The organism is Alteribacillus sp. JSM 102045 (assembly GCF_041949975.1).
GTDB lineage: Bacteria > Bacillota > Bacilli > Bacillales > Marinococcaceae > Alteribacillus.
Genome location: NZ_JBHFQG010000001.1, coordinates 108,784 through 128,516 on the forward strand (window position 1 = coordinate 108,784; position 19,733 = coordinate 128,516).

The 19,733-nt window shown below is 42.6% G+C and carries 19 protein-coding genes and 1 pseudogene; 19 read left to right on the forward strand and 1 reads right to left on the reverse strand.

Features of this window, described 5'->3' with window-relative positions; genetic code table 11:
- The first annotated feature begins 60 nt into the window (after window positions 1–60).
- The gene (locus tag ACE1TI_RS00490; RefSeq protein WP_375005608.1) at window positions 61–1,062 is read left to right on the forward strand and encodes a permease; all 1,002 of its coding nucleotides are present in this window, start codon (window positions 61–63) and stop codon (window positions 1,060–1,062) included.
- Window positions 1,063–1,081: 19 nt separating this feature from the next.
- Window positions 1,082–1,963 (forward strand): TIGR03943 family putative permease subunit, encoded by an 882-nt coding sequence (locus tag ACE1TI_RS00495; RefSeq protein ID WP_375005609.1) that lies wholly within the window; start codon window positions 1,082–1,084, stop codon window positions 1,961–1,963.
- A 193-nt stretch (window positions 1,964–2,156) separates the two neighbouring features.
- Here the strand turns inward: ACE1TI_RS00495 and ACE1TI_RS00500 are convergent, their stop codons facing one another.
- Window positions 2,157–2,972 (reverse strand): nicotianamine synthase family protein, encoded by an 816-nt coding sequence (locus ACE1TI_RS00500; RefSeq protein WP_375005610.1) that lies wholly within the window; start codon window positions 2,970–2,972, stop codon window positions 2,157–2,159.
- A gap of 256 nt (window positions 2,973–3,228) precedes the next feature.
- Between ACE1TI_RS00500 and ACE1TI_RS00505 the strand changes: the two genes are divergently transcribed.
- From ACE1TI_RS00505 to ACE1TI_RS00585, 17 genes and pseudogenes are all read left to right on the forward strand, one after another.
- Window positions 3,229–3,360 (forward strand): hypothetical protein, encoded by a 132-nt coding sequence (locus tag ACE1TI_RS00505; RefSeq protein WP_375005611.1) that lies wholly within the window; start codon window positions 3,229–3,231, stop codon window positions 3,358–3,360.
- Window positions 3,361–3,463: 103 nt separating this feature from the next.
- Window positions 3,464–4,819, forward strand: a complete 1,356-nt coding sequence (locus ACE1TI_RS00510; RefSeq protein ID WP_375005612.1) for an MATE family efflux transporter — start codon at window positions 3,464–3,466, stop codon at window positions 4,817–4,819.
- 40 nt (window positions 4,820–4,859) lie between these two features.
- A complete protein-coding gene (gene nikA, locus ACE1TI_RS00515) occupies window positions 4,860–6,359 on the forward strand; it encodes a nickel ABC transporter substrate-binding protein (RefSeq protein ID WP_375005613.1) in 1,500 nt (499 codons plus the stop codon).
- A complete protein-coding gene (gene nikB, locus ACE1TI_RS00520; RefSeq protein ID WP_375005614.1) occupies window positions 6,359–7,294 on the forward strand; it encodes a nickel ABC transporter permease in 936 nt (311 codons plus the stop codon). The genes nikA and nikB overlap by 1 nt, the downstream gene beginning before the upstream one ends.
- A 1-nt stretch (window position 7,295) precedes the next feature.
- Window positions 7,296–8,135 (forward strand): ABC transporter permease, encoded by an 840-nt coding sequence (locus tag ACE1TI_RS00525; protein ID WP_375005615.1) that lies wholly within the window; start codon window positions 7,296–7,298, stop codon window positions 8,133–8,135.
- Window positions 8,128–8,919: an ATP-binding cassette domain-containing protein gene (locus ACE1TI_RS00530; RefSeq protein WP_375005616.1), complete on the forward strand. Its 792-nt coding sequence runs from the start codon at window positions 8,128–8,130 to the stop codon at window positions 8,917–8,919. Before ACE1TI_RS00525 ends, ACE1TI_RS00530 begins: the two co-directional genes overlap by 8 nt.
- On the forward strand, window positions 8,916–9,695 hold the full coding sequence (locus ACE1TI_RS00535; protein WP_375005617.1) for an ABC transporter ATP-binding protein: 780 nt from the start codon (window positions 8,916–8,918) through the stop codon (window positions 9,693–9,695). Before ACE1TI_RS00530 ends, ACE1TI_RS00535 begins: the two co-directional genes overlap by 4 nt.
- A 123-nt stretch (window positions 9,696–9,818) precedes the next feature.
- On the forward strand, window positions 9,819–10,871 hold the full coding sequence (locus tag ACE1TI_RS00540) for a metal ABC transporter solute-binding protein, Zn/Mn family (protein WP_375005618.1): 1,053 nt from the start codon (window positions 9,819–9,821) through the stop codon (window positions 10,869–10,871).
- A gap of 1,017 nt (window positions 10,872–11,888) precedes the next feature.
- On the forward strand, window positions 11,889–12,548 hold the full coding sequence (locus ACE1TI_RS00545; protein ID WP_375005619.1) for a GntR family transcriptional regulator: 660 nt from the start codon (window positions 11,889–11,891) through the stop codon (window positions 12,546–12,548).
- Window positions 12,549–12,566: 18 nt separating this feature from the next.
- A complete protein-coding gene (gene gabT, locus ACE1TI_RS00550) occupies window positions 12,567–13,925 on the forward strand; it encodes a 4-aminobutyrate--2-oxoglutarate transaminase (protein WP_375005620.1) in 1,359 nt (452 codons plus the stop codon).
- Between the two features lie 233 nt (window positions 13,926–14,158).
- Window positions 14,159–14,518: a hypothetical protein gene (locus ACE1TI_RS00555; RefSeq protein ID WP_375005621.1), complete on the forward strand. Its 360-nt coding sequence runs from the start codon at window positions 14,159–14,161 to the stop codon at window positions 14,516–14,518.
- Between the two features lie 52 nt (window positions 14,519–14,570).
- Window positions 14,571–14,732 (forward strand): annotated as a pseudogene (locus ACE1TI_RS00560) (aldehyde dehydrogenase family protein); the annotation flags it as partial.
- A gap of 54 nt (window positions 14,733–14,786) precedes the next feature.
- Window positions 14,787–15,677: a 5-oxoprolinase subunit B family protein gene (locus ACE1TI_RS00565; protein ID WP_375005622.1), complete on the forward strand. Its 891-nt coding sequence runs from the start codon at window positions 14,787–14,789 to the stop codon at window positions 15,675–15,677.
- Window positions 15,670–16,647, forward strand: a complete 978-nt coding sequence (locus tag ACE1TI_RS00570) for a 5-oxoprolinase subunit C family protein (RefSeq protein WP_375005623.1) — start codon at window positions 15,670–15,672, stop codon at window positions 16,645–16,647. Before ACE1TI_RS00565 ends, ACE1TI_RS00570 begins: the two co-directional genes overlap by 8 nt.
- 23 nt (window positions 16,648–16,670) lie before the next feature.
- Entirely contained in the window at window positions 16,671–16,904 is a 234-nt protein-coding gene (locus tag ACE1TI_RS00575; RefSeq protein WP_375005624.1) for an acetyl-CoA carboxylase, read from the forward strand.
- 21 nt (window positions 16,905–16,925) lie between these two features.
- Window positions 16,926–18,287: an acetyl-CoA carboxylase biotin carboxylase subunit gene (locus tag ACE1TI_RS00580; protein ID WP_375005625.1), complete on the forward strand. Its 1,362-nt coding sequence runs from the start codon at window positions 16,926–16,928 to the stop codon at window positions 18,285–18,287.
- Window positions 18,284–19,051 (forward strand): LamB/YcsF family protein, encoded by a 768-nt coding sequence (locus ACE1TI_RS00585; protein ID WP_375005626.1) that lies wholly within the window; start codon window positions 18,284–18,286, stop codon window positions 19,049–19,051. Before ACE1TI_RS00580 ends, ACE1TI_RS00585 begins: the two co-directional genes overlap by 4 nt.
- Window positions 19,052–19,733 lie beyond the last annotated feature (682 nt).

The following is a 19,733-nucleotide window of genomic DNA, read 5'->3' on the forward strand; positions in this document are numbered from 1 at the left end:
CCAACACATAGATTTTAAAAAAGAAATATTACGATTTGTGGGATTAGAGGGAGGGTAAGTATGTATCGCGGGCTCCGTACATATTTGATTGACTATACAGGTATTTTAGTCATTGGACTGGTTATTTATTTTATGTATTTTAATGAATGGCTCGGAGATAAATGGATGACTCATTTACCCAATTCCTTTTATCAATTAAATACTATTTTTCTAAGTATATTAATAGAAGCGATTCCTTTTGTGCTGATTGGTGTGTTTATTGCGGGCTTTATTCAGATGTTTGTTACAGAAAAGCACATACAGCGTTTGATTCCCAAGAATAAATTTATGGCTGTCACGATGAGTTGTGTGGTTGGAGGCTTCTTTCCGGCATGTGAATGCGGCATAGTCCCTATTGTTCGAAGGCTGGTTGCGAAAGGAGTTCCAATCTATGCAGCAGTAGGATTTCTTTTAACAGGTCCATTAATAAATCCTATTGTTATTCTGTCCACTTACATGGCATTTGGAAATGACATAAAAATGGCGAGTTTGCGTATGGGAGCTGGTTTTGCAGCGGCTCTGCTGATTGCACTTTCTATCAGCTTTTTCTTTCAATCGAATCAACTAAAACAAGCACAAGAAGCGGCGTCTGGAAAACAAGCTGCACATAAGCAAAAATTTATACGCAGATTAGAAGAGATGGTAAAGCATTCGATAGACGAGTTTTTTGATATGGGAAAGTATTTAATTATTGGTGCTTTTGTAGCAGCATTCTTACAAACGTACGTTGCTGCCACTTCTCTTTTTCTGTTCGGTGATGGTCTGATAGCATCGACTTTTATTATGATGGGTCTTGCCTATCTGTTATCTCTCTGTTCTGAGGCAGATGCTTTTATAGGGGCTTCTTTTAGAAATTTAGTTCCTGATACTTCTATATTAGCATTTTTGGTCTACGGTCCTATGATTGATTTAAAAAATACAATTATGCTGCTTAGTGTGTTTAAAGCAAGATTTGTTGTAACATTGTTCATTTTCATCACAGTCATTGTCTTTTTATGTATTATACTCACTTCATTCATATAAGGTAAGGAGGGAAGTATCCATGCGCTTTTCCTTTCAACAATTTTTAAGGGCTGTAATTCTCGCCGTTTTTGCTGCTTTTTTTATACGATTACATTATTCTGGTGATATAACGAAAATTGTGAATCCTAAATATGAAGTGTTAAGCCAAACAGCTGGAGCGGTCTTTGTCTTTCTTACCCTTATTCAAATCACTAGAGTTTGGAAGCCTGAAGAAACTCATCATCACTGCTCTTCAGGATGCACTCATCATCATGGATATGACGATTCCTTTTTAAAAAAATGTATCTGTTACGGGATCCTTATGTTTCCGCTCATAACTGGATTTGCTCTGCCCCCAGAAACTCTCAATTCATCTGTTGCAGAAAACAAAGGAACGATGTTATCTCAAGGGAACAGAATTGAGACGGGTGAGAAACGGGCTGAAGAAAGTACCACTGATTTACATGATCAGGAACCTCTTCCTAATAATAATTATTTTCAGGAAGATGAATATGAAGCGAAAATGAAAGATTTAGAGGCATTAAATGTGATCGAAATGAAAGATGATATCTTTTCCTCTTATTATGATGCAATTCATGAGAACCCCCGTGATTTTGCAGGGAAAACAATTAAGCTGAAAGGATTCACCTACAAAGAAGAAGGCCTTCCTTCTAACCAGTTAGTTATTTCCCGGTTTATTATTACGCATTGTATTGCAGATGCGGGAGTACTAGGGTGGTTAACGGAATTTGAGCAGGCCGACTCCTATGAAGAAGACATCTGGATGGAAATCGAAGGGACTCTTAAGGTAGCTACCTACAATGGAGTTGAGCTGCCATTGATTAAAGCGGAGCGCGGCCGAGTCATAGAAGAACCTTCTAACCCTTATGTATATCCTGTGCTGAGAAAGATGACAGAGTAGAAGATGGATAGGGAGGTAGGTCGGCCCCTCATTCCGTTATTTTTCTAAAACGAGGGATTTGGCAGTGTTAGCGGACGCTCGTTCCTCAATTGCTTCTAAAACCATGAAAAATCTCTTCTAAAAGAATGAATTTCTAGAAATAACGGAACAAGAGTCCTTTGCAACCTCAACCCTCCCTTTTGTGATGATGCTTCTATTTTTCCTGCTGTAAAAACAACGTGGAATTAATGACGGAGGAATCTGCTTCGGTCCTGCGAATGAGCTGATAGCCGCTTTTTTTATAAACTTCTGGCTGAACCGGATCATATAAAAGTTGGTACAGGCCGTCGGCGCTGCGAATAGCTGCCATAGCTTTAGGATTGGTATTCTTAATCTGTTGGAGAATATCCTCTTTGTTAGGTACTAAAGAGGCAATGAGTACAAGATCATCGCTGCTATAATCAGCCCTTGCCCCGTCTTCCTGCTCGTGTAAAATTTCATCATTTCCTTGAAGAGACATAAGCAATTGTTCCCCTAACAAATGGGAAAATGGATCGATATCTAAACACCGTACCTCTGCATTCCACGTCTTGGTCATCATTAAAGCAGATAATGGAAGAGGGCCTGAACCGATCATCGTAATCCGATTTACTTCTGTGATGTTTTGACTGATTTCCCATTCTTTTTGGACAAGGTTGATGTAATTGTTCCAGTACATAAAGTGAGTTAAATCGTTGATAGAACGGGCAGTTGTTAAGTAGTGCATGGCATAGTATTTCTCCATTTCGCTTTCTGCCTGTGCAAGTAAGGACAACATTGATTTTCTTATGGCCTTGATTTCAGGGTGTTCGATAATTTGGTCTGTAACTTTTTGATCCACTGGCATTGTTAATGTAAAAACTAATTGAGAAAGTGTTTGATTAATAACCGGGTTTTTAGGAGAAAGATCTGTTTCGTGTTGTAGCGTATGGTAAGCCTTTTGATATGTATCAAAAATATGTTGTTCGATTGCAGTCATCGTATAAAGCAATATAAATCCCTCCTTTTTGGATTTGTCCATAAGCTTCTGGGCTTTTCTTATTAGGTGATAAAATATTTAATTTTGTAATTTGATGTCTAGCTTCAACGCTCAGCCTCTCGGAGGCCCGCATGAGGCGGGTCAGTTCGACGTTGTCACAGGACGTGACGTTCTTAGTCGAACATCCTTTAGGCCCCTTCTGCTAAGAGACGCACACGTCGACGCACAGGACGTGCTAATGTCGCCAATGCCACAGGACGTGGCGTTTTTGGCGACGAAAGTGCAACGCAGAAGTCACCACATCCTTATGGAAGTAAGAGCGCCTTTCATGACTGAAGAACATTTACCTGTCGAGGCTGACCAGAGCGTTTACGCCTTTCTTATTATTGACAAATCGTAATTATTACGATTAAATCATACATAGTTTCCTTTTGTGAACCTGCTATTTGCAAAAGAGTAAATTTTTACTAGTGGAAAGCAAGCACGAAAGAAGGGAAGATAGCATGAAACATGGATCACGACAGGAGGGAAGCCATCGGCATTATCTGGCGCTTGCCATCCCCCTGATGCTGGCGACGATATCGACTCCATTGCTGGGGGCTGTAGATACAGCGGTGGTCGGTTATTTAGAATCGCCTCATTATTTGGGTGGTGTAACCATTGCGGCGTTAATCTTTAATACACTGTACTGGCTGTTTGGTTTTCTTCGGGTGAGCACTTCTGGTTTTACAGCGCAGGCTGCAGGTAAGCAAGATGAAAACGAGATGCTTATTATGCTGGCAAGGCCATTGCTTTTGGCATCTGCAGTGGGGATATTTTTTATCCTTGCTCAGTATCCGCTCTGGCAAACTGCTGTACATTTGCTTCAGCCGTCTGAAGCTGTACAGGATCAGGCAGAAGGTTATTTTTCCTATCGCATTTGGGGAGCACCGTTTGCCTTAATACAGTACGTGCTTTTAGGGTGGTTGATTGGCCGTTCCCATGTAAACGTGGCTCTTTTTCTACAGCTTGGCTGTAACCTGCTGAATATGGGGCTGGATCTTTTATTTGTCTTTTTTATTGATATGGGAGCAGCCGGAATTGGACTTGCTACGTTGATAGCTGAAATAACAGGAGTGTTTATCGCGGCCGTATATCTTTGGAAAAAAACAGGCTTCACATTTTCCGTCTTTCGGTGGTCTTCTGTTTGGGAAGCAGGTCCATTCTTACATATGATACGTGTAAACCGCGATTTATTTATTCGAACGGCTTGTTTAATAACTGTTTTCGGTGTATTTACATCGGTTGGAACGTCATTTGGAGAAGTAACGTTAGCGGCGAATGCTATATTGATGCAGGTGCACTTCATCATGGCTTATTTTTTTGATGGATTAGCAAATGCGAGCAGTATTTTAGCAGGCAGAGCGATAGGGAAAAACGATCGTTCACTGTTTTTGCGAACAATGAAAACAGGAGCGTTCTGGTCCTTTATAATAGCCGTTGGATGGGTGTTATTCATGGTTGTAAGCGGCAGCTGGTTTGTAAGTTTATTTACTTCTATAGAGGAAGTCGCCCATACAGCTATCAATTACAGTACTTGGATTATTTTGTTTCCAATCGCTGCATTTTGGGGTCTTCAACTGTATGGCTTTTTTACCGGAGCTACCAAAGCAGCTCCTGTACGAAACTCTTTAATCGCAGCTATGGTGTTATTTTTATTAACGCTGGTTCTGTTTTTGCCTAATTGGGGAAACCACGGGCTCTGGCTTGCGTTCATCGTATTTTCCCTTACTCGCACACTTGTGCTTTGGGCTTACGCACCGTCGTTAATACGTTCTTCTTTTAAGCAAACTAATCTAGAGCAAGAAAGAGTTATTTAGTGTAAAAGTTGCAATATTCGAAAATATAGGAGGGGAAGAAATGAAACATTTAGCTTTGTTCATGGGTGCGGCAGCTACTCTATTTTTTGGCTGCGAGGCACCAGGAGCAGATGACAATAATGAAGAACAATCAACATCTATTACATACGCTTTTCATTATCCAGCAGAGGTGCTTCATCCGGCGGTTGATGTAAACTATACCACAGTTAGAATGGGAGCTGCAGAAACATTGGCCCATACAAAAAATGAAGAAGTAGAGCCATGGCTTGCTGAATCATGGGAGCAATTGGATGAAAACACCTGGGTCTTTACGATCCAGGAGGATGTCACCTTTCACGATGGATCAGAGCTTGACGCAGAAGCTGTGAAGAACTCGTTAGAAGAAACCATGGCAGAAAGTAAAGCAATGGAGGAAGCTCTTGATATAGAAAAAATGGAAGCTGACGGACAAGAGCTCACGATTAAGACAGAAGAAAGCAACGCTTCATTTCCATCCGAATTGGTTCACCCGAACACAGCGATAATCAAACCATCTGATGATAAAAGGGAAGTGATTGGCACAGGGCCTTTTGAAACGAACAGCTTTAAGCCGAATCAATACCTCAAGCTAAAAAGGTTTGATGATTATTGGGTTGGTGCTTCTGAATTGGAAGAGGTCATCGTTTTATTTAACGAAGATGCGAATTCCAGATTGGCTGCGCTGAAATCTGGTGATGCCGATATTGTTTACCGGCCGCCCGTGGAAGAAGTAAATACACTAGAAGAATATCAGGTGGATACAGTTTCAAGTTTGCGTACCCATCAGCTCATTTATCAAATGGAAAACCCGGCCCTGCAGGACAAAAATGTTCGTAAAGCGTTGGATAAATTAATAGACCGTCAGGAAGTGGTCGAAACGATGAATCAAGAAGCCGTACCAGCACAAGGGCCATTCCATAAGGACTTTGATTTTTCTGTGGAACGCAAGGATAATGAGGCAGATATAAATGAGGCTATTAATTTATTAGAAGAGTCAGGTTATACCATAGAAGACGGCAAAGCTGTGAAAGACGGCAAACCGCTGGAGCTGACTCTTGTAACGTATTCTGCAAGACCGGAGCTTCCTTTAATTGCTCAACTGCTGCAAGACAAAGCGAAAGAAGCAGGAATTACTATAGATATTCAGCTCAACGAACAAATTGATGACTACCTTGCAAATAACACGTCCTGGGACCTTTCTATTTATAGTTTCGTCACCGCCCCCCAGGGAGATGCTAGTTATTTATTAAACACTGCTTATGCCCCGGATGGCGGATTGAATGTAGGAAACGTAGAAGATGATGAATTAACTGAGAAAATCAACGCATTTAATAAAGAAACCAATGCAGAGAAAAAAAACCAATTAGCCCAAGAAGCAGTAAGTTTGATTCTTGATGAATATTATCATTCTTTTATTGTTCACCCAACTAATAGTGTGGCGATGAGAAAAAACATTACAGGGTGGGAAACGAGTACCAGTGAATACTACATGATAACAAATGAGATAGGAATCGAAGAATAATGAAAGCAGCAAGCCGGCGTATCATAAGTTTTCTTCTTTTTGTGTGGATTTTTTCTACTATAAGCTTTTTGTTGATTAGCTTATCTCCAGGAGATCCAGCCACTACGATTTTACGAGCAGAGGATGTAACGGTAACAGAAGAGCAGCTTGAACAGGTAAGAGAGGAGCTGGGACTCAATAAACCCGTTTGGAGACAGTATGTTCAATGGCTGGTAAGTTTTTTGCTGCTGGATTGGGGAGAGTCATATGTGACACAGGAACCGGCCCTGGAAATGCTTTTACAGGCATTTCCGGCAACTCTCTACTTGAGTGCCGGGGCATTCATCGTAGCAATGGGAGTTGCGGTCCCCCTTGGAGTGTTTAGTGCTATTCACCGTGGAACATGGGTGGATTCTGGAGCTAGACTATTATCGGTAAGCGGAGCTTCCGTTCCTAATTTTTTATTAGGTCTTTTCTTCATTCAGCTGTTTGCGGTTCAACTAGGGTGGTTTCCTTCTATGGGGAGCGGAACGTGGGGGCATATCGTTCTTCCCTCTTTGACCCTTGGAATAGGAATGTCTTCTTTTTACATCAGGCTGATTCGATCCAGCTTCTTAGAATCAATGGCTGAACCTTCTCTTATCGCTGTATCATTGCGAGGCGTTTCAAAAAGACGAATAAGATGGGGCTATATTTTTCGAGCAGCGCTGGTCCCTGTATTTTCTGTCCTTGGCGTAAGTATCAGCAGTTTAATTGGCGGAACGGTCGTGATTGAAGTAGTATTTGGTTTCCCTGGAGTAGGGTCTCTTATCGTCGATTCCATTACTCGGCGAGATATTCCGGTTATTCAGTGCTATACCATATTAATGGTTGCCGGTGTAACGTTTATTCAGCTAATCAGTGATGTTATGCTGCGTCTTCTAGGACCAGGCCATTATGGGGAAGGAGGTCATTAATATGAAAATTCCTGATAAAATCTATTTCATTGTTGTGGGAGTTTTTTTAGTTGGGATTTTTATCCTTCCGCTCATAGGGCAGGTCAGCCCTTTTTCTATTTCGGTAGCAGACCGTCTGCAAGGACCTTCTTTGGCTCATTGGTTTGGCACGGATCATTTAGGACGGGATATTTTTTCAAGAATTATACATGGAGCTGGTTATACGGTTGGTTTTAGTGTCCTTTCTATATTAATCACCGCATTCATTGGTGTGCCGGCAGGAATTTTAGCAGGTGTAAAAGGAAAAGGAATAGATAAATTACTCATGCGTATTGGTGATGCTTTTCTTGCGTTTCCTGACTTTCTTTTAGCTTTACTATTAAGTGCTGTTCTCGGACCAGGGCTGTTTAATGTCATTTTAGCGGTCATTTTTGTGAAATGGATTCAATACAGCTACCTCGTGCGAGGGATCACTAGAGAGGTCATGCAAGGACAGGCGGTGATGATTTCACGTATAAACGGCAGTTCTTTTTTTTCGATTGTTCGTTATCACGTTTCCCCTGCTATTGCAGGTCACGTTCTCGTTCTTTGCACCACCGATATTGGGAAAGTGATGCTTCTGATTGCTTCTTTATCCTACATTGGGCTGGGGGCGCAGCCGCCTGTACCGGAATGGGGAGCGATGCTGAACGAGTCGAGGGCCTATTTAGAAGGCCACCCGCACCTGCTTTTCTTTCCTGGACTGGCGATAGTATTCACATCTCTTCTTTTTTACATAGCAGGTGATAAATGCAGAGATCGTTTGCTGAAAGACGGGCGAATAGAAAAAAAAGAAACAGAGGAGGATAGACGCTATGCTTGATATCCGTCATTTAACGGTCAGAAAGGAAGATGTTTTTCTTTTAAAAAACATTACTTTAAAAGCAGATAAAAAGGAATGGCACGCCATAGCTGGGCCAAGCGGAGCAGGCAAGAGCTTAACGGCTCAGGCCATTTGTTCCTTGCTGCCAAAAAGGATGAAACTGATCTCCGGGTCTGTCATATTTCAAGGTGAAGATCTAACAAAAATGGAGAAAAAGAGGCTGAACGCATTAGCAAGCCGCAGCATCGCCTATATTTTTCAAGACCCTAGGAATTCGTTTTTTCCTTTTCTTTCGATGTATAAGCAGTGGGATGACATGGTGAAAATCCAATATCCTATGTTGTCTAAAAAAGAAAGAAAAGTGGAAATGTTTAATGCTCTGGATGCTGTGAAACTCCCTGCTTCCCTTCTTAAAAGTTATCCGTCTGAATTAAGCGGCGGACAGATTCAGCGCGTGGCTTTAGCAGCAGCCTGGCTCATGAAGCCAAAATTAATTATTGCAGATGAGCCAACTTCAGCGCTTGACGCGGTAACATCTCAGCATATTATGCAGCTGTTGGAAGCTTTACAAAAAGAAACAGAATGCAGCATATTAATGATTTCTCACGATATAAGAGAGGTGCTCCATTATGCCGATACCGTTTCTATTCTTGCAGACGGACACATTATCGAGCAGGGCCATGCAGCATCCGTTCTACATTCCCCCCAATCTACGGTAACCAAGCAACTTTGTCGTGCCATTCCATTATTAAAACGACCGAAAATGGAGGAGAGAGTGCATTGAAACCTTTATTTTCTATGAAAAATGTTTCCTATTATTATCCGAAAACGAACAAAGGGGTACGTGATATCAGTTTTTCTCTTTATCCCGGGGAGTGTGTAGGAATAGTAGGAGAAAGCGGCTCAGGGAAAAGTACAGTTGTTCAGTTATGTCTCTATTTGCTGCAAGCACAAAAAGGCGGCATGGAAATGAAAGGAAGGAGTTTAAAGAAACTTTCTGCTAAGGAAAGAGGATTCTTTAGACAAGAAACACAAGCCGTGCTTCAGCATAACCAAAGAAGTTTTATCCCCAGGCAGAACGTAAGCCGCACCTTTTTAGAGCCTGTGCGTAATATGCCGGATAAAAAGAGACGGCACTTGACACAAAACAATGAGAGGGAATTTGCTGAAAAGTGGATGGAGCGGGTAGGTCTGAGTCCAGCCTTGCTTGATAGGAAACCGGATACGTTGTCCGGCGGCCAGCAGCAGCGGGTACATATTGCCAGAGCGCTAAGCATTAATCCTTCTTTTCTAATGCTGGATGAACCTACCTCGAATCTTGATGTTCTATCCCAGGCAACGGTGCTGGAATTATTACAACGAAAGATAGGAGATCCTGATCGGGGGACTCTATTTATCGGCCATGATATCGCTGTCGTCTCTCAGCTTGCAGAACGTTTTATCGTGATGAAAGAAGGAAAAATAGTGGATACCTTTTATAAAAATAACATGTGGACGAACGACCGGCACAGCTATACCAAATTGTTAATGGAAGTGAGTGTGTGGGATGGGTTAGCTTAATCATTCCACGACTTTATTTTGAATGATAGCGTATAAAAAGAATAATTCTTATTTACAAATCGTAATCATTACGATATAATGCTAAAGGATAAATCGTAGTGGTTACGAAAGGGAAGGTAATTTATGAAAAAGAATGTAATGACGGTATTATTTTTGGGATTTATTTTTTTAGGGATGGGCAGTGCTTGCGGCACGGAAGAAGATCATGAAACGGGGAGTGCAGAAAGCGAGGAACAGCCCTTACACATTTATACCACTTTGTTTGCCTGGGAAGACTTTGCTAACAAAATCGGAGGAGATGAAGTAGAAGTTGTCAATCTCGTCCCTGACGGAGGGGACGCTCACAGTTTTGAGCCAACTTCACAAACGATGGTAGATGTCGTAGAAGCAGACGCGTTTATGTTTAACGGAGCGGGAATGGAAGGATTCGCAGAAGAAATCAATAAAATGGCTCAAGAAGAAGGCGTCCTTTCCATAGAAGTTACAGAAGATATAGACTTAAAAAATTTTGCAGACGAGCATACTCACGAACATGACCATCACGAGGAGTCAGAAGAGTCTTCTGAAGAACACGACCATGGCCATGGAGAGGTTGACCCGCATATATGGTTAGATCCTGTAATAGCAGCAGAAGCAGCGGAAAATATAAAAGATGCGCTTATCGAATTAAGACCCGAGCAAAAAGAAACATTTGAAGAAAATTTTGCAGATCTTAAAGAACAATTATTAGATTTAGATAAAGAGTTTTCTGAAATGGTTAATGCTGCGGAAGGTAATCAGTTTATTGTGTCTCACTCCGCCTATGGATATTGGGAAGATCGATACGGATTAGAACAAATTGGTGTTGCAGGTCTTGCACCGTCTGATGAGCCTTCACAAAAACAGCTGCGAGAAATCATTGAAACAGTGGAAGATTCCGGGATACAGCATGTGATGCTGGAAAAGAACGTTTCCTCTAAAGTTACAGAAGTAGTTCAAGATGAAGTTGGAGCCGAGGCCTTACATGTACAAAACTTGGCATCACTCATTCAAGAAGAAAGAGACAGCGGGGAAGATTATTTCAGCTTAATGAAACAAAATATCGATAATCTCGAAAAGGCATTGCAGCTTTCAGATGAAACTGCACCATCACAAGAATCTTCTGATGACCATGAAGAGGAACATGGAAGAAACTAACATGAAGGCCATAGTAAATTTCAGCAGCGTTTGTATCTTCTTTTTCCTCCCTCTTTAAATATTCTTTCAGATACATCTGTTTACTTTAGAATTTCTTACCTACTGGTTTTCAATACATTTATGGATACTGTTTATATCCAGTTCGGTTTCCATCCAATTATTCCAAAAGGGATATTTGTGAATTATTTACTCTGTATAGAGTCACCCACATGGCAGATGGTCGCTAACCCTCCTATATCACTAGATGGATGTCTACACATTCCCCCGTCCGCCGTATTCATGTGTTGGGGGCGGCTTTGCTCCTTTGCTGGGTTAACGCCCGAATGGAAAATTGAACGCCCTCGGCAATGTTGGTGTTTATTCATAGGCAAGTAGAAACTAGAAACAAGGTAGTATAACACTTGAAAATTATGCTGCTTGAACTCGGGAACATTGACGATCCCCGAGAAGCTTCGCTCCATCAAAGTCACTTTCTCGCTGACCGATGACAAACAATACTTTAAGAATTTTTTCGCACAGAGCTATAGATTGTGTCTTTTTAACGGTCGGTCCGAACGTTGTATGAGTTCGTAATGAAGGTCACTAAACGTGTCATTGAGAGCGGCGAGAGGACGGAATACGGCGTAATCGTCTTCGTCTCCTCGCTTACTAGTGGTCAATTCCCCCTTATAAAGGCCGGAGCTGTTCTCTTAAGATTGGGTACAGAGTATCGCCGGTCCTTTACCTGTTGGTAAACCAACGTTATAGTAATGACCAGTCGTCTCCATCCCGACATTTATGTAGGCCTTTTGTTGTTTCATTTTGCGTATAATTCATTGTGGGTCCTCCTTGGTTTTATGCCCGTATTAAACCAAGGGGACTCTTTTTTGTTCAAAACTCAATACAGGAACCCTTCTCAATTTTTTTAATAATTCTTTTTTTCAGAAAATAACTAGTAAAAAGAATGTGTTTGTGATAGAGTGATAAATAATAAGGTTATATTGTATACAATTTATGAATACATTGGTGGGTTCGCTTATGATAAACAAGAAAAGAAACGAAGAATTAGCCTATGAAAAGGTGAAACGGGCAATCATGCTCAAGAGACTGAGTCCCGGTCAACGGGTGACCGAGGATTGGGTCAGTCAAGAATTGCAAATGAGCAGGACCCCTATTCGAACTGCATTCAAACGGATGGAGAATGAAGGACTCATTGAGTTAGTCCCTCATAAGGGTGCGTTTGTATGCAACCCTTCGGACAAAGAACTGGAGGATGTCTTCCAGCTTCGGGTTGTACTGGAAAGTTATGCAGCGGGATTAGTTGTGGCTAACATGTCCGAACAGGACATCGATTTCATGGAAAAATTTTTAGAACAAGAGGTTGAAGCCTATCAAGCAAAAGATTTTGAAGCATTCATGCGGGTAAATGGTCTTATCCACACTTATCCAGCAAAAATCTCAGGAAATAAGTTTCTATTACAGCAGATTGAAACGCTTAACCAATGGTCTGATTGCTATCTGATTTTAAAAGATGAATTTTATACAACTCCATTGAAAGAGGTGAAGTCGATTCCAGAGCATCAAAACGTTGTAGCTGAGTTTCGAAAAAGGGATGAAGAGGGGGTGCGTAAAGCTATTAAAGCTCATTTACTATCTACATTAAGTGATTTGTCAGAACGCACATCCATTTTTAACTAAGTGAAGGGGGAAATTTAGATGTCAAAACATACTTTAATCAACACAAGTTTACCTGGACCTCTAGCAAGTGAATTACTGAAACGTCGTCATAGGATTGTACCTGAAGCTGTAAGTTATGGCATCCCGACTTTCGCTAAGGAAGCTGAAGGTGCAAAGGTTACCGATGTGGATGGCAACACCTTTATCGACTTTGCCGGGGCAATCGGTACCATTAACGTCGGTCATTGCCATCCTAAAGTGAAGGAAGCATTGCATGATCAAGTGGAAAAATATATTCATACAGGCTTCAATATCATGATGTACGAGCCATATATCGCCCTGGCTGAAAAATTGGCCGAACTAGCCCCAGGTCATCATAACAAAAAAGTTCTTCTACAAAACAGCGGTGCTGAAGCAGTCGAAAATGCTGTGAAGGTAGCTAGAAAATACACAGGTAGACAAGCAATTGTCACTTTTGCGAACGGTTTCCACGGGCGGACGTTAATGACTATGTCGATGACCAGCAAGGTGAAGCCTTACAAATTTGAATTTGGTCCTTTCGCCCCGGAAGTATATAAGGCCCCCTTCCCTTATGCTTATCGAAGACCACAAAGCATGAGTGAGGAAGAGTACAATAATTTTATTATCGAACAATTCAAGGATTTTCTATTGAAGGAAGTCGCACCAGAAACGATTGCAGCCGTTGTCATGGAACCTATCCAAGGAGAAGGGGGATTCATAGTACCTGATAAATCCTTTGTCCAAGCAGTGAAAAATCTTTGTGAACAACACGGCATCCTTTTTGTGGCTGACGAAATTCAAACTGGCTTCGGGCGAACAGGGAGGTATTTTACGTCGGAATATTATGAAATCATCCCTGATCTCATCACCGTTTCCAAATCACTAGGTGCTGGCACCCCTATCAGTGGGGTTATTGGCAGACAAGAAATTATGGATGCTGCGAATCCTGGGGAATTAGGCGGTACTTATAGTGGAAACCCGATGGGGTGTCGGGCTGCACTTGCTGCCATTGACATCATTGAGGAAGAAGGATTGAATCAACGAGCAAATGTGATTGGACAAAAGGTGAAGGACACTTTTCATCATTTAGCAGAGCAATTGGATTGTATTGGTGATGTTCGTGGTTTAGGAGCAATGGTAGCAGTAGAAATTGTGAGCGATAAAGAAAATAAAACACCAGCTAAAGGTCTCGCCGCCAAAATAATTTCCACAGCTCAACAACAGGGCCTGCTCGTATTGGGGGCTGGTGTATACGGGAATGTTATCCGCTTTTTGATGCCCCTTGTTATTACGAATGAAGAACTGAAAGAGGGATTATTAATTATGGAAAATTCGATACGCACCGTTTGGCAAAATAGTACTTATACTTCAGTTTAAACCGTGGAAATTTCCCATAAAAAAGAAAGAAAATTAAAAAAATGTTTATTTGGTATCGACCTACTGGTCTCAGCTTCGGGAGCGAAATTTCCTGGATATGAATCGCGTTATCCGTTACATAAATCACTTCTGCTGACTCATTTGGAGCATTCGCTTTGCTTGCTGGGATGGAATAGCACTGTCCAATTATAAGGCTGGGTACATTTGGACAATTGCTGAAAGGTGCATTGCATTTGGTATTGATGGGGAGCGGGGGAGATCTTATCAACACGGCAATCCATATTTCATCGGGGCTGAACGAAAAACAACCGGCTGGAACGGAGTTGACTGCTGCAGATGTGATGGCTAGTTTGTTCGGGTCTGCATTATGCGCTCAACTATTAATGATTGGTGATGTGGCGGGGATCATTACAAGCTGGAACACCTTCACTAATCAATGCTGGCGCCGTATTTACCGGGAATGCCGGCATTACCGGTGTCGTCAGTATGAAAGGAAAGAGAATCGTTATAAAAAGGAGGATGCACGGTGGATATGTTTATCAATGGAAACCCTTCCGTTCGGATTCAAACTTCGATATGTTGAATCCCATTAATCAGGAGCGCCTCGATTCGGTACCAGATACAGAGAAAAAGAGGCCAAGCTTTTCCGAAGCACTTGACTACGGAATTGTCGGACTGAATGATGGGGCCCCTTCCGCTGCGCAAGCTCCTTTCGGTGGCTTCAAAGAAAACGGCCTCGGAAGGGAAGGGGGTCGCCATGGGATCGATGATTATTTGGAAACGAAATACATTTCTATTGGTTTGTAATGCTTGTCTGCACAAGAAACATAACTATTTTCAATAACTAGAGTGAGGTGATTGATGTTGAACGATTTTAAAACCCGTTACAGTTATGGCGGAGATGAATTCATATTCGTCGAACTTAGTGAAGAGATGAGCTTGGACGTCAATTTTCAAGCAATGGCAATTACGAAAAAGATGAAAGAGAAAAACATACCCGGAATTCTTGATGTCTGCCCGTCCAATGCGTCCTACATGGTGCGCTACAATCCGGATCAACTGGACGCTAATGACTTGATCGAAGAATTGAAGCAGCTCGAGAGTTCAGTTGAAAATCTGGATGATGTCGTTATTAACTCGCGCCTCGTCGATGTGCCCATTTTATTCGAAGACCCATGGACTCATGAAGCAGTCATGCAGTTCAGGGATCGACATCAAGACCCTGATTCCACCGATATTGAATATGCTGCCAGCATCAATGGCTATGATTCCAAGGCAGATTTCATCAAGGCCATAACAGGTGCCCCATTTTTAGTGTCAATGATCGGTTTTGTGCCAGGTCTGCCGTTCTGCTTTCAAATCGTTCCAAGAGAAGAGCAGATCGAAGTACCGAAGTATGTGCGCCCGCGCACATTCACTCCGGAACGATGCTTCGGATTCGGTGGAGGATTCTCCGTCATCTATCCTGCCCAAGGTGCTGGAGGCTATCAGATGTTTGGAATTGCTGCAGCTCCAGTTTTTGATAAAGAGCAGAAGCTTCCTGATTTTAAAGAGTCAATGGTTTTCCCACGTCAAGGAGACATTTTTAGATATCGGGATGTCACACGTGAAGAATATGACGCTATTAGGGAAGAGGTTGAGGCCGGCATCTTCGAATACCATAAGAAAGACTTCACCTTCAAGCCAGATGATGTGCTGAAGGACCCGCGGGCATTTTCCGAAAAGGTCTTGAGGAGGTTATACCATGATTAAAGTGTTAAAGCCTGGTTTACAGACAACGGTGCAGGATGACGGAAGGGTTGGTTATTACGAAACAGGCATGCCTCCTTCAGGAGCAGTCGATCAGTACTCTTATTCTGTTGCCAATCTATTGACGGGGAATGCCAAGGGCGCTGCTTTACTGGAAATTACTTATATGGGGCCCGAGTTGGCATTCCAACAGGATGCCACTATAGCATTGACGGGGGGAAACATTCCTCCAAAAATAAATGGCGATCCTGTTCCCATGTGGGAAACACTGAGGGTCAAGTCAGGAGATATTTTATCTTTTGATTTTGTGAAACAAGGGGCTAGGTCCTACCTCGCAGTTGCAGGTGGTATTGAAGTCCCGGAAATCATGGGCTCCCGATCCACCTATACCTTATGTGGGATCGGTGGACTCGAAGGTCGTGCTTTACAAGAAGGTGACACCCTTATTATCGGTGATTTAAAAGAAACTGACATAAAAGCTGGAGCATATGTCACGGAACAATTCATTCCCGAATTGTCAAATCGGCATGAGATCCGAGTGATCATTGGATTGTGCAGTTATCGTCTGACGGAAGAAAGCAAACAGCGCTTCCTCGATATTGAGTGGACCGTGCCCCCTGAAGCTAACCGCGTTGGCTATCGCTTAAAAGGGGAGCGTCTGGACTTCGTGCCACGCGATCAGCCATTCGGTGCAGGAAGTAACCCGTCTAACGTAGTCGACCTGGGTTACCCTATTGGATCGATTCAAATTCCGGACGGTGTCGAGCCGATTGCGTTATTAAATGACGCCGTTACTGGTGGAGGATATGCAACGATTGCCACCATCATCAGTACCGATCTGAACCGTATTGCTCAAGCAAAAACGAATGAGAAAATCAAGTTCGTGTCCGTCTCATTGGATGAAGCGTTACAAGCGCGCCAAGACGTGAATCGAAATTTAAAAGAGATCAAAAGTTTGATCGAATCAAAATAATTGGTATGAAAGGAGAAAATAAAATGAAGACAATCGCATCCCCTCTCCCTGGAGTGTTTTACCGGAGGCCGGCACCAGAGAAACCGATGTATGTCGAAGAAGGACAAAGCATCAAATCCGGAGATGTCATTGGGCTGGTTGAGGTCATGAAAAGCTTTCAAGAGATTCAGGCAGAAGAAGACGGTATCATCACAAGCATCAACGTCGGGGATGGAGATATTGTGGAAGCTGGACAAATTCTCGTAGAACTAGAATAAAAACAATTAGGGAGTGGAAATATGACTTATTTTAAAAAAATTCTGATTGCAAATCGTGGGGAGATTGCTCGTCGAATCATACGGACATGCAACAAAAATGGGATACAGACAGTTGCAGTATATTCTGACGCAGATGCAGAAACCCCCTTCGTCAAAGAGGCCAGTGAAGCTTACCCAATCGGAGCCTCACAAGCAAATAAGAGCTATTTGAATATCAATAATATATTGGAGGTCGCCAAGGAAACTGGAGCTGAAGCCATTCACCCAGGGTACGGATTTTTATCAGAAAATCCAGCTTTGGCAAGACGTTGTCAAGAAGCGGGCATTACCTTCATCGGGCCAGATGCTGACATGATCAATTTGATGGGAAATAAAATCGAGGCTCGTCGTCATATGAAAAAAGCAGGTGTTCCGGTCGTTCCCGGATGGGATGGCCAGTTAGAATCGGTCGAACATGCCGTATCGATCGCTGGAGACCTCGGTTATCCGCTCATGTTGAAGGCAAGCGCCGGCGGTGGCGGCATTGGCATGCATATCATCAAGGATGAGGAGGAATTGAAAAAATGTTTTTCCTCCGCGAAACAAACTGCAAGCTCTTCCTTTGGGGATGATACGGTCTTTTTGGAACGTTTTATTCGAAACGCACGTCATATAGAAGTCCAAGTCGTTGCCGATAAGGAAGGAAATGCCCTCCATTTATTTGAACGTGAATGCACCATCCAAAGAAGGAACCAAAAAGTCATTGAAGAAAGCCCATCTCCTTTTTTAAATGAGGATTTGCGAAAGAAGCTTTGCGAAACGGCGGTCACAGGAGTCAAGGAAATAGGGTATACCAACGTCGGCACCATGGAATTCATCTTTGATGATGATTCCGGTGACTTCTACTTCCTTGAGATGAATACACGCCTGCAAGTCGAGCACCCTGTCACTGAAGAAATCACTGGATTGGATCTTGTCGAGCTGCAGCTGAAAATTGCAGCCAATAAAAGCCTGGAGCTGACCCAAGAGGATATTACGAAAAATGGCTACGCCATCGAAGGTCGTGTATACGCCGAAGACCCAACAACTTATTTCCCTTCCCCAGGCAAGCTAAAAACATTGAAATTCCCAGAAGATGTAGGAAGATTCGATTTTGCCTATGAAGAAGGAAATACGATTTCCCCGTTTTATGACCCAATGGTTGGAAAAATCATTGTACATGGAAAGGATAGAAGCGAGACGCTGGATAAACTTGAGATAATATTAGATCAGTTTGAAATCGATGGCGTTACTACGAATCTATCGCTATTCAAAGAGCTGCTAAAGGAGCCCGACTTTCGTGAAGGTAAATATACGACCGATTACTTGCAAACTAGAAACGCCGGAAAGGAGGCTGGAAAATGAAAGTTGATTTAAACTGTGACATGGGAGAAAGCTTTGGTATGTATCAGTTGGGCAACGATGAAGAAATGATACAGTATATTACTTCAGCCAACATCGCATGCGGTTATCATGCAGGGGATCCTAGTACCATGCGAAAGACCGTAGAGCTAGCGAAAGAACACAACGTCCAGGTCGGTGCACATCCTTCTTTCCCAGATCTTATGGGATTCGGGCGCAGGCATATGAACTGTACTCCTTCAGAAATCAAAGACTATGTCACTTACCAATTAGGGTCCCTGCGAGAGTTTGCGAGCTGCTACAGCTTGCCGATCGCCCATTGCAAGCCCCACGGCGCATTATACATGATGGCTATGGAAGATGAAACGATTGCAAGAGCAATCCTTGAAGCAATTGCAGAAGTGGATGAAAACATTATCGTTTTTGCCATGAACAATTCAGCTGTCGCGGAGTTAGGAGAAAAAATGGGGGTTCGGGTGGCGAAGGAAACCTACGCCGACCGAGAACACACAGAAACAGGATCGATTATCCTCACCCGAAAAGGTTCAACTATTGATGACTACAACGCAATGGCAGAGCGTGTTGTACGTATGGTGAAAGAAGGAAAAGTGAAAGCTCACACCGGTAACGACGCAAATGTCACTGCCGAGACCGTTTGCATCCATGGCGATACCCCGGGTGCAGTGAAATTGGCGAAAACAATTTGTGATTCATTGACCAAAAATCAAATCAAAGTCACACCAATCCAGGATATCCTCGGAAAATAATTGCTAGAAAAAAGGCAGCACCCTGATCTCTCACTCGGTCTGCCTTTTTATATACCGAACTGATCCAGTTGCCCTATAAACAATCCCCCCTTACCACTTTCTTGGGTGATACGGGGGATTTTGGGGTTGGGTAACAGGGATAACCTCCCCAATTCACTTGTATGCATGGGGAGGGAATAACTCTGCTGCTCTGCCAGTAACTGCTGGTAATATCCTAACAATTCTTCACTCGGCTGAGCCTAGCTAAATGCTTGTGTGTTTGGTTTTCCCTAGTTCCAATCGTCTTTCTCAATCTTTCATCCCGCAACTTAGAGACCACTAGACCTAAATTTCCTTTTATATCAGCATTAAATAATAAACCGGTCTCACCTTCAGAAAATTACTCGACGGTTGGGCCCCAGTTAGCTGCTACAAACAACCGGGAGACCAGAGTCCATCGCCTCTAAAATGACCTAACAAGGGTTTCAGTTGTGGATGGAAACACGAAAATAACAGGTGAAACATTTTTCCAAACCGTTTCCATGCAAAAAAACCGTGAACACGGTGGTGAAATGCTCACCAATGATAACCAGCCTTAAGAACCTCATTAATTTTTTCGACAAATAATAACAAGGTTTTATTCGGCTTGCCTACGGATAACCAGTTGTAAATTCTGTATCCATGTGATAAGGGCTGAATCGGT

Coding starts and splice junctions, on each gene's coding strand:
- ACE1TI_RS00490 (WP_375005608.1), top strand. CDS start 61: ATGTATCGCGGGCTCCGTACATATTTGATTGACTATACAGGTATTTTA.
- ACE1TI_RS00495 (WP_375005609.1), top strand. CDS start 1,082: ATGCGCTTTTCCTTTCAACAATTTTTAAGGGCTGTAATTCTCGCCGTT.
- ACE1TI_RS00510 (WP_375005612.1), top strand. CDS start 3,464: ATGAAACATGGATCACGACAGGAGGGAAGCCATCGGCATTATCTGGCG.
- nikA (WP_375005613.1), top strand. CDS start 4,860: ATGAAACATTTAGCTTTGTTCATGGGTGCGGCAGCTACTCTATTTTTT.
- nikB (WP_375005614.1), top strand. CDS start 6,359: ATGAAAGCAGCAAGCCGGCGTATCATAAGTTTTCTTCTTTTTGTGTGG.
- ACE1TI_RS00525 (WP_375005615.1), top strand. CDS start 7,296: ATGAAAATTCCTGATAAAATCTATTTCATTGTTGTGGGAGTTTTTTTA.
- ACE1TI_RS00530 (WP_375005616.1), top strand. CDS start 8,128: ATGCTTGATATCCGTCATTTAACGGTCAGAAAGGAAGATGTTTTTCTT.
- ACE1TI_RS00540 (WP_375005618.1), top strand. CDS start 9,819: ATGAAAAAGAATGTAATGACGGTATTATTTTTGGGATTTATTTTTTTA.
- ACE1TI_RS00545 (WP_375005619.1), top strand. CDS start 11,889: ATGATAAACAAGAAAAGAAACGAAGAATTAGCCTATGAAAAGGTGAAA.
- gabT (WP_375005620.1), top strand. CDS start 12,567: ATGTCAAAACATACTTTAATCAACACAAGTTTACCTGGACCTCTAGCA.
- ACE1TI_RS00565 (WP_375005622.1), top strand. CDS start 14,787: ATGTTGAACGATTTTAAAACCCGTTACAGTTATGGCGGAGATGAATTC.
- ACE1TI_RS00570 (WP_375005623.1), top strand. CDS start 15,670: ATGATTAAAGTGTTAAAGCCTGGTTTACAGACAACGGTGCAGGATGAC.
- ACE1TI_RS00575 (WP_375005624.1), top strand. CDS start 16,671: ATGAAGACAATCGCATCCCCTCTCCCTGGAGTGTTTTACCGGAGGCCG.
- ACE1TI_RS00580 (WP_375005625.1), top strand. CDS start 16,926: ATGACTTATTTTAAAAAAATTCTGATTGCAAATCGTGGGGAGATTGCT.
- ACE1TI_RS00585 (WP_375005626.1), top strand. CDS start 18,284: ATGAAAGTTGATTTAAACTGTGACATGGGAGAAAGCTTTGGTATGTAT.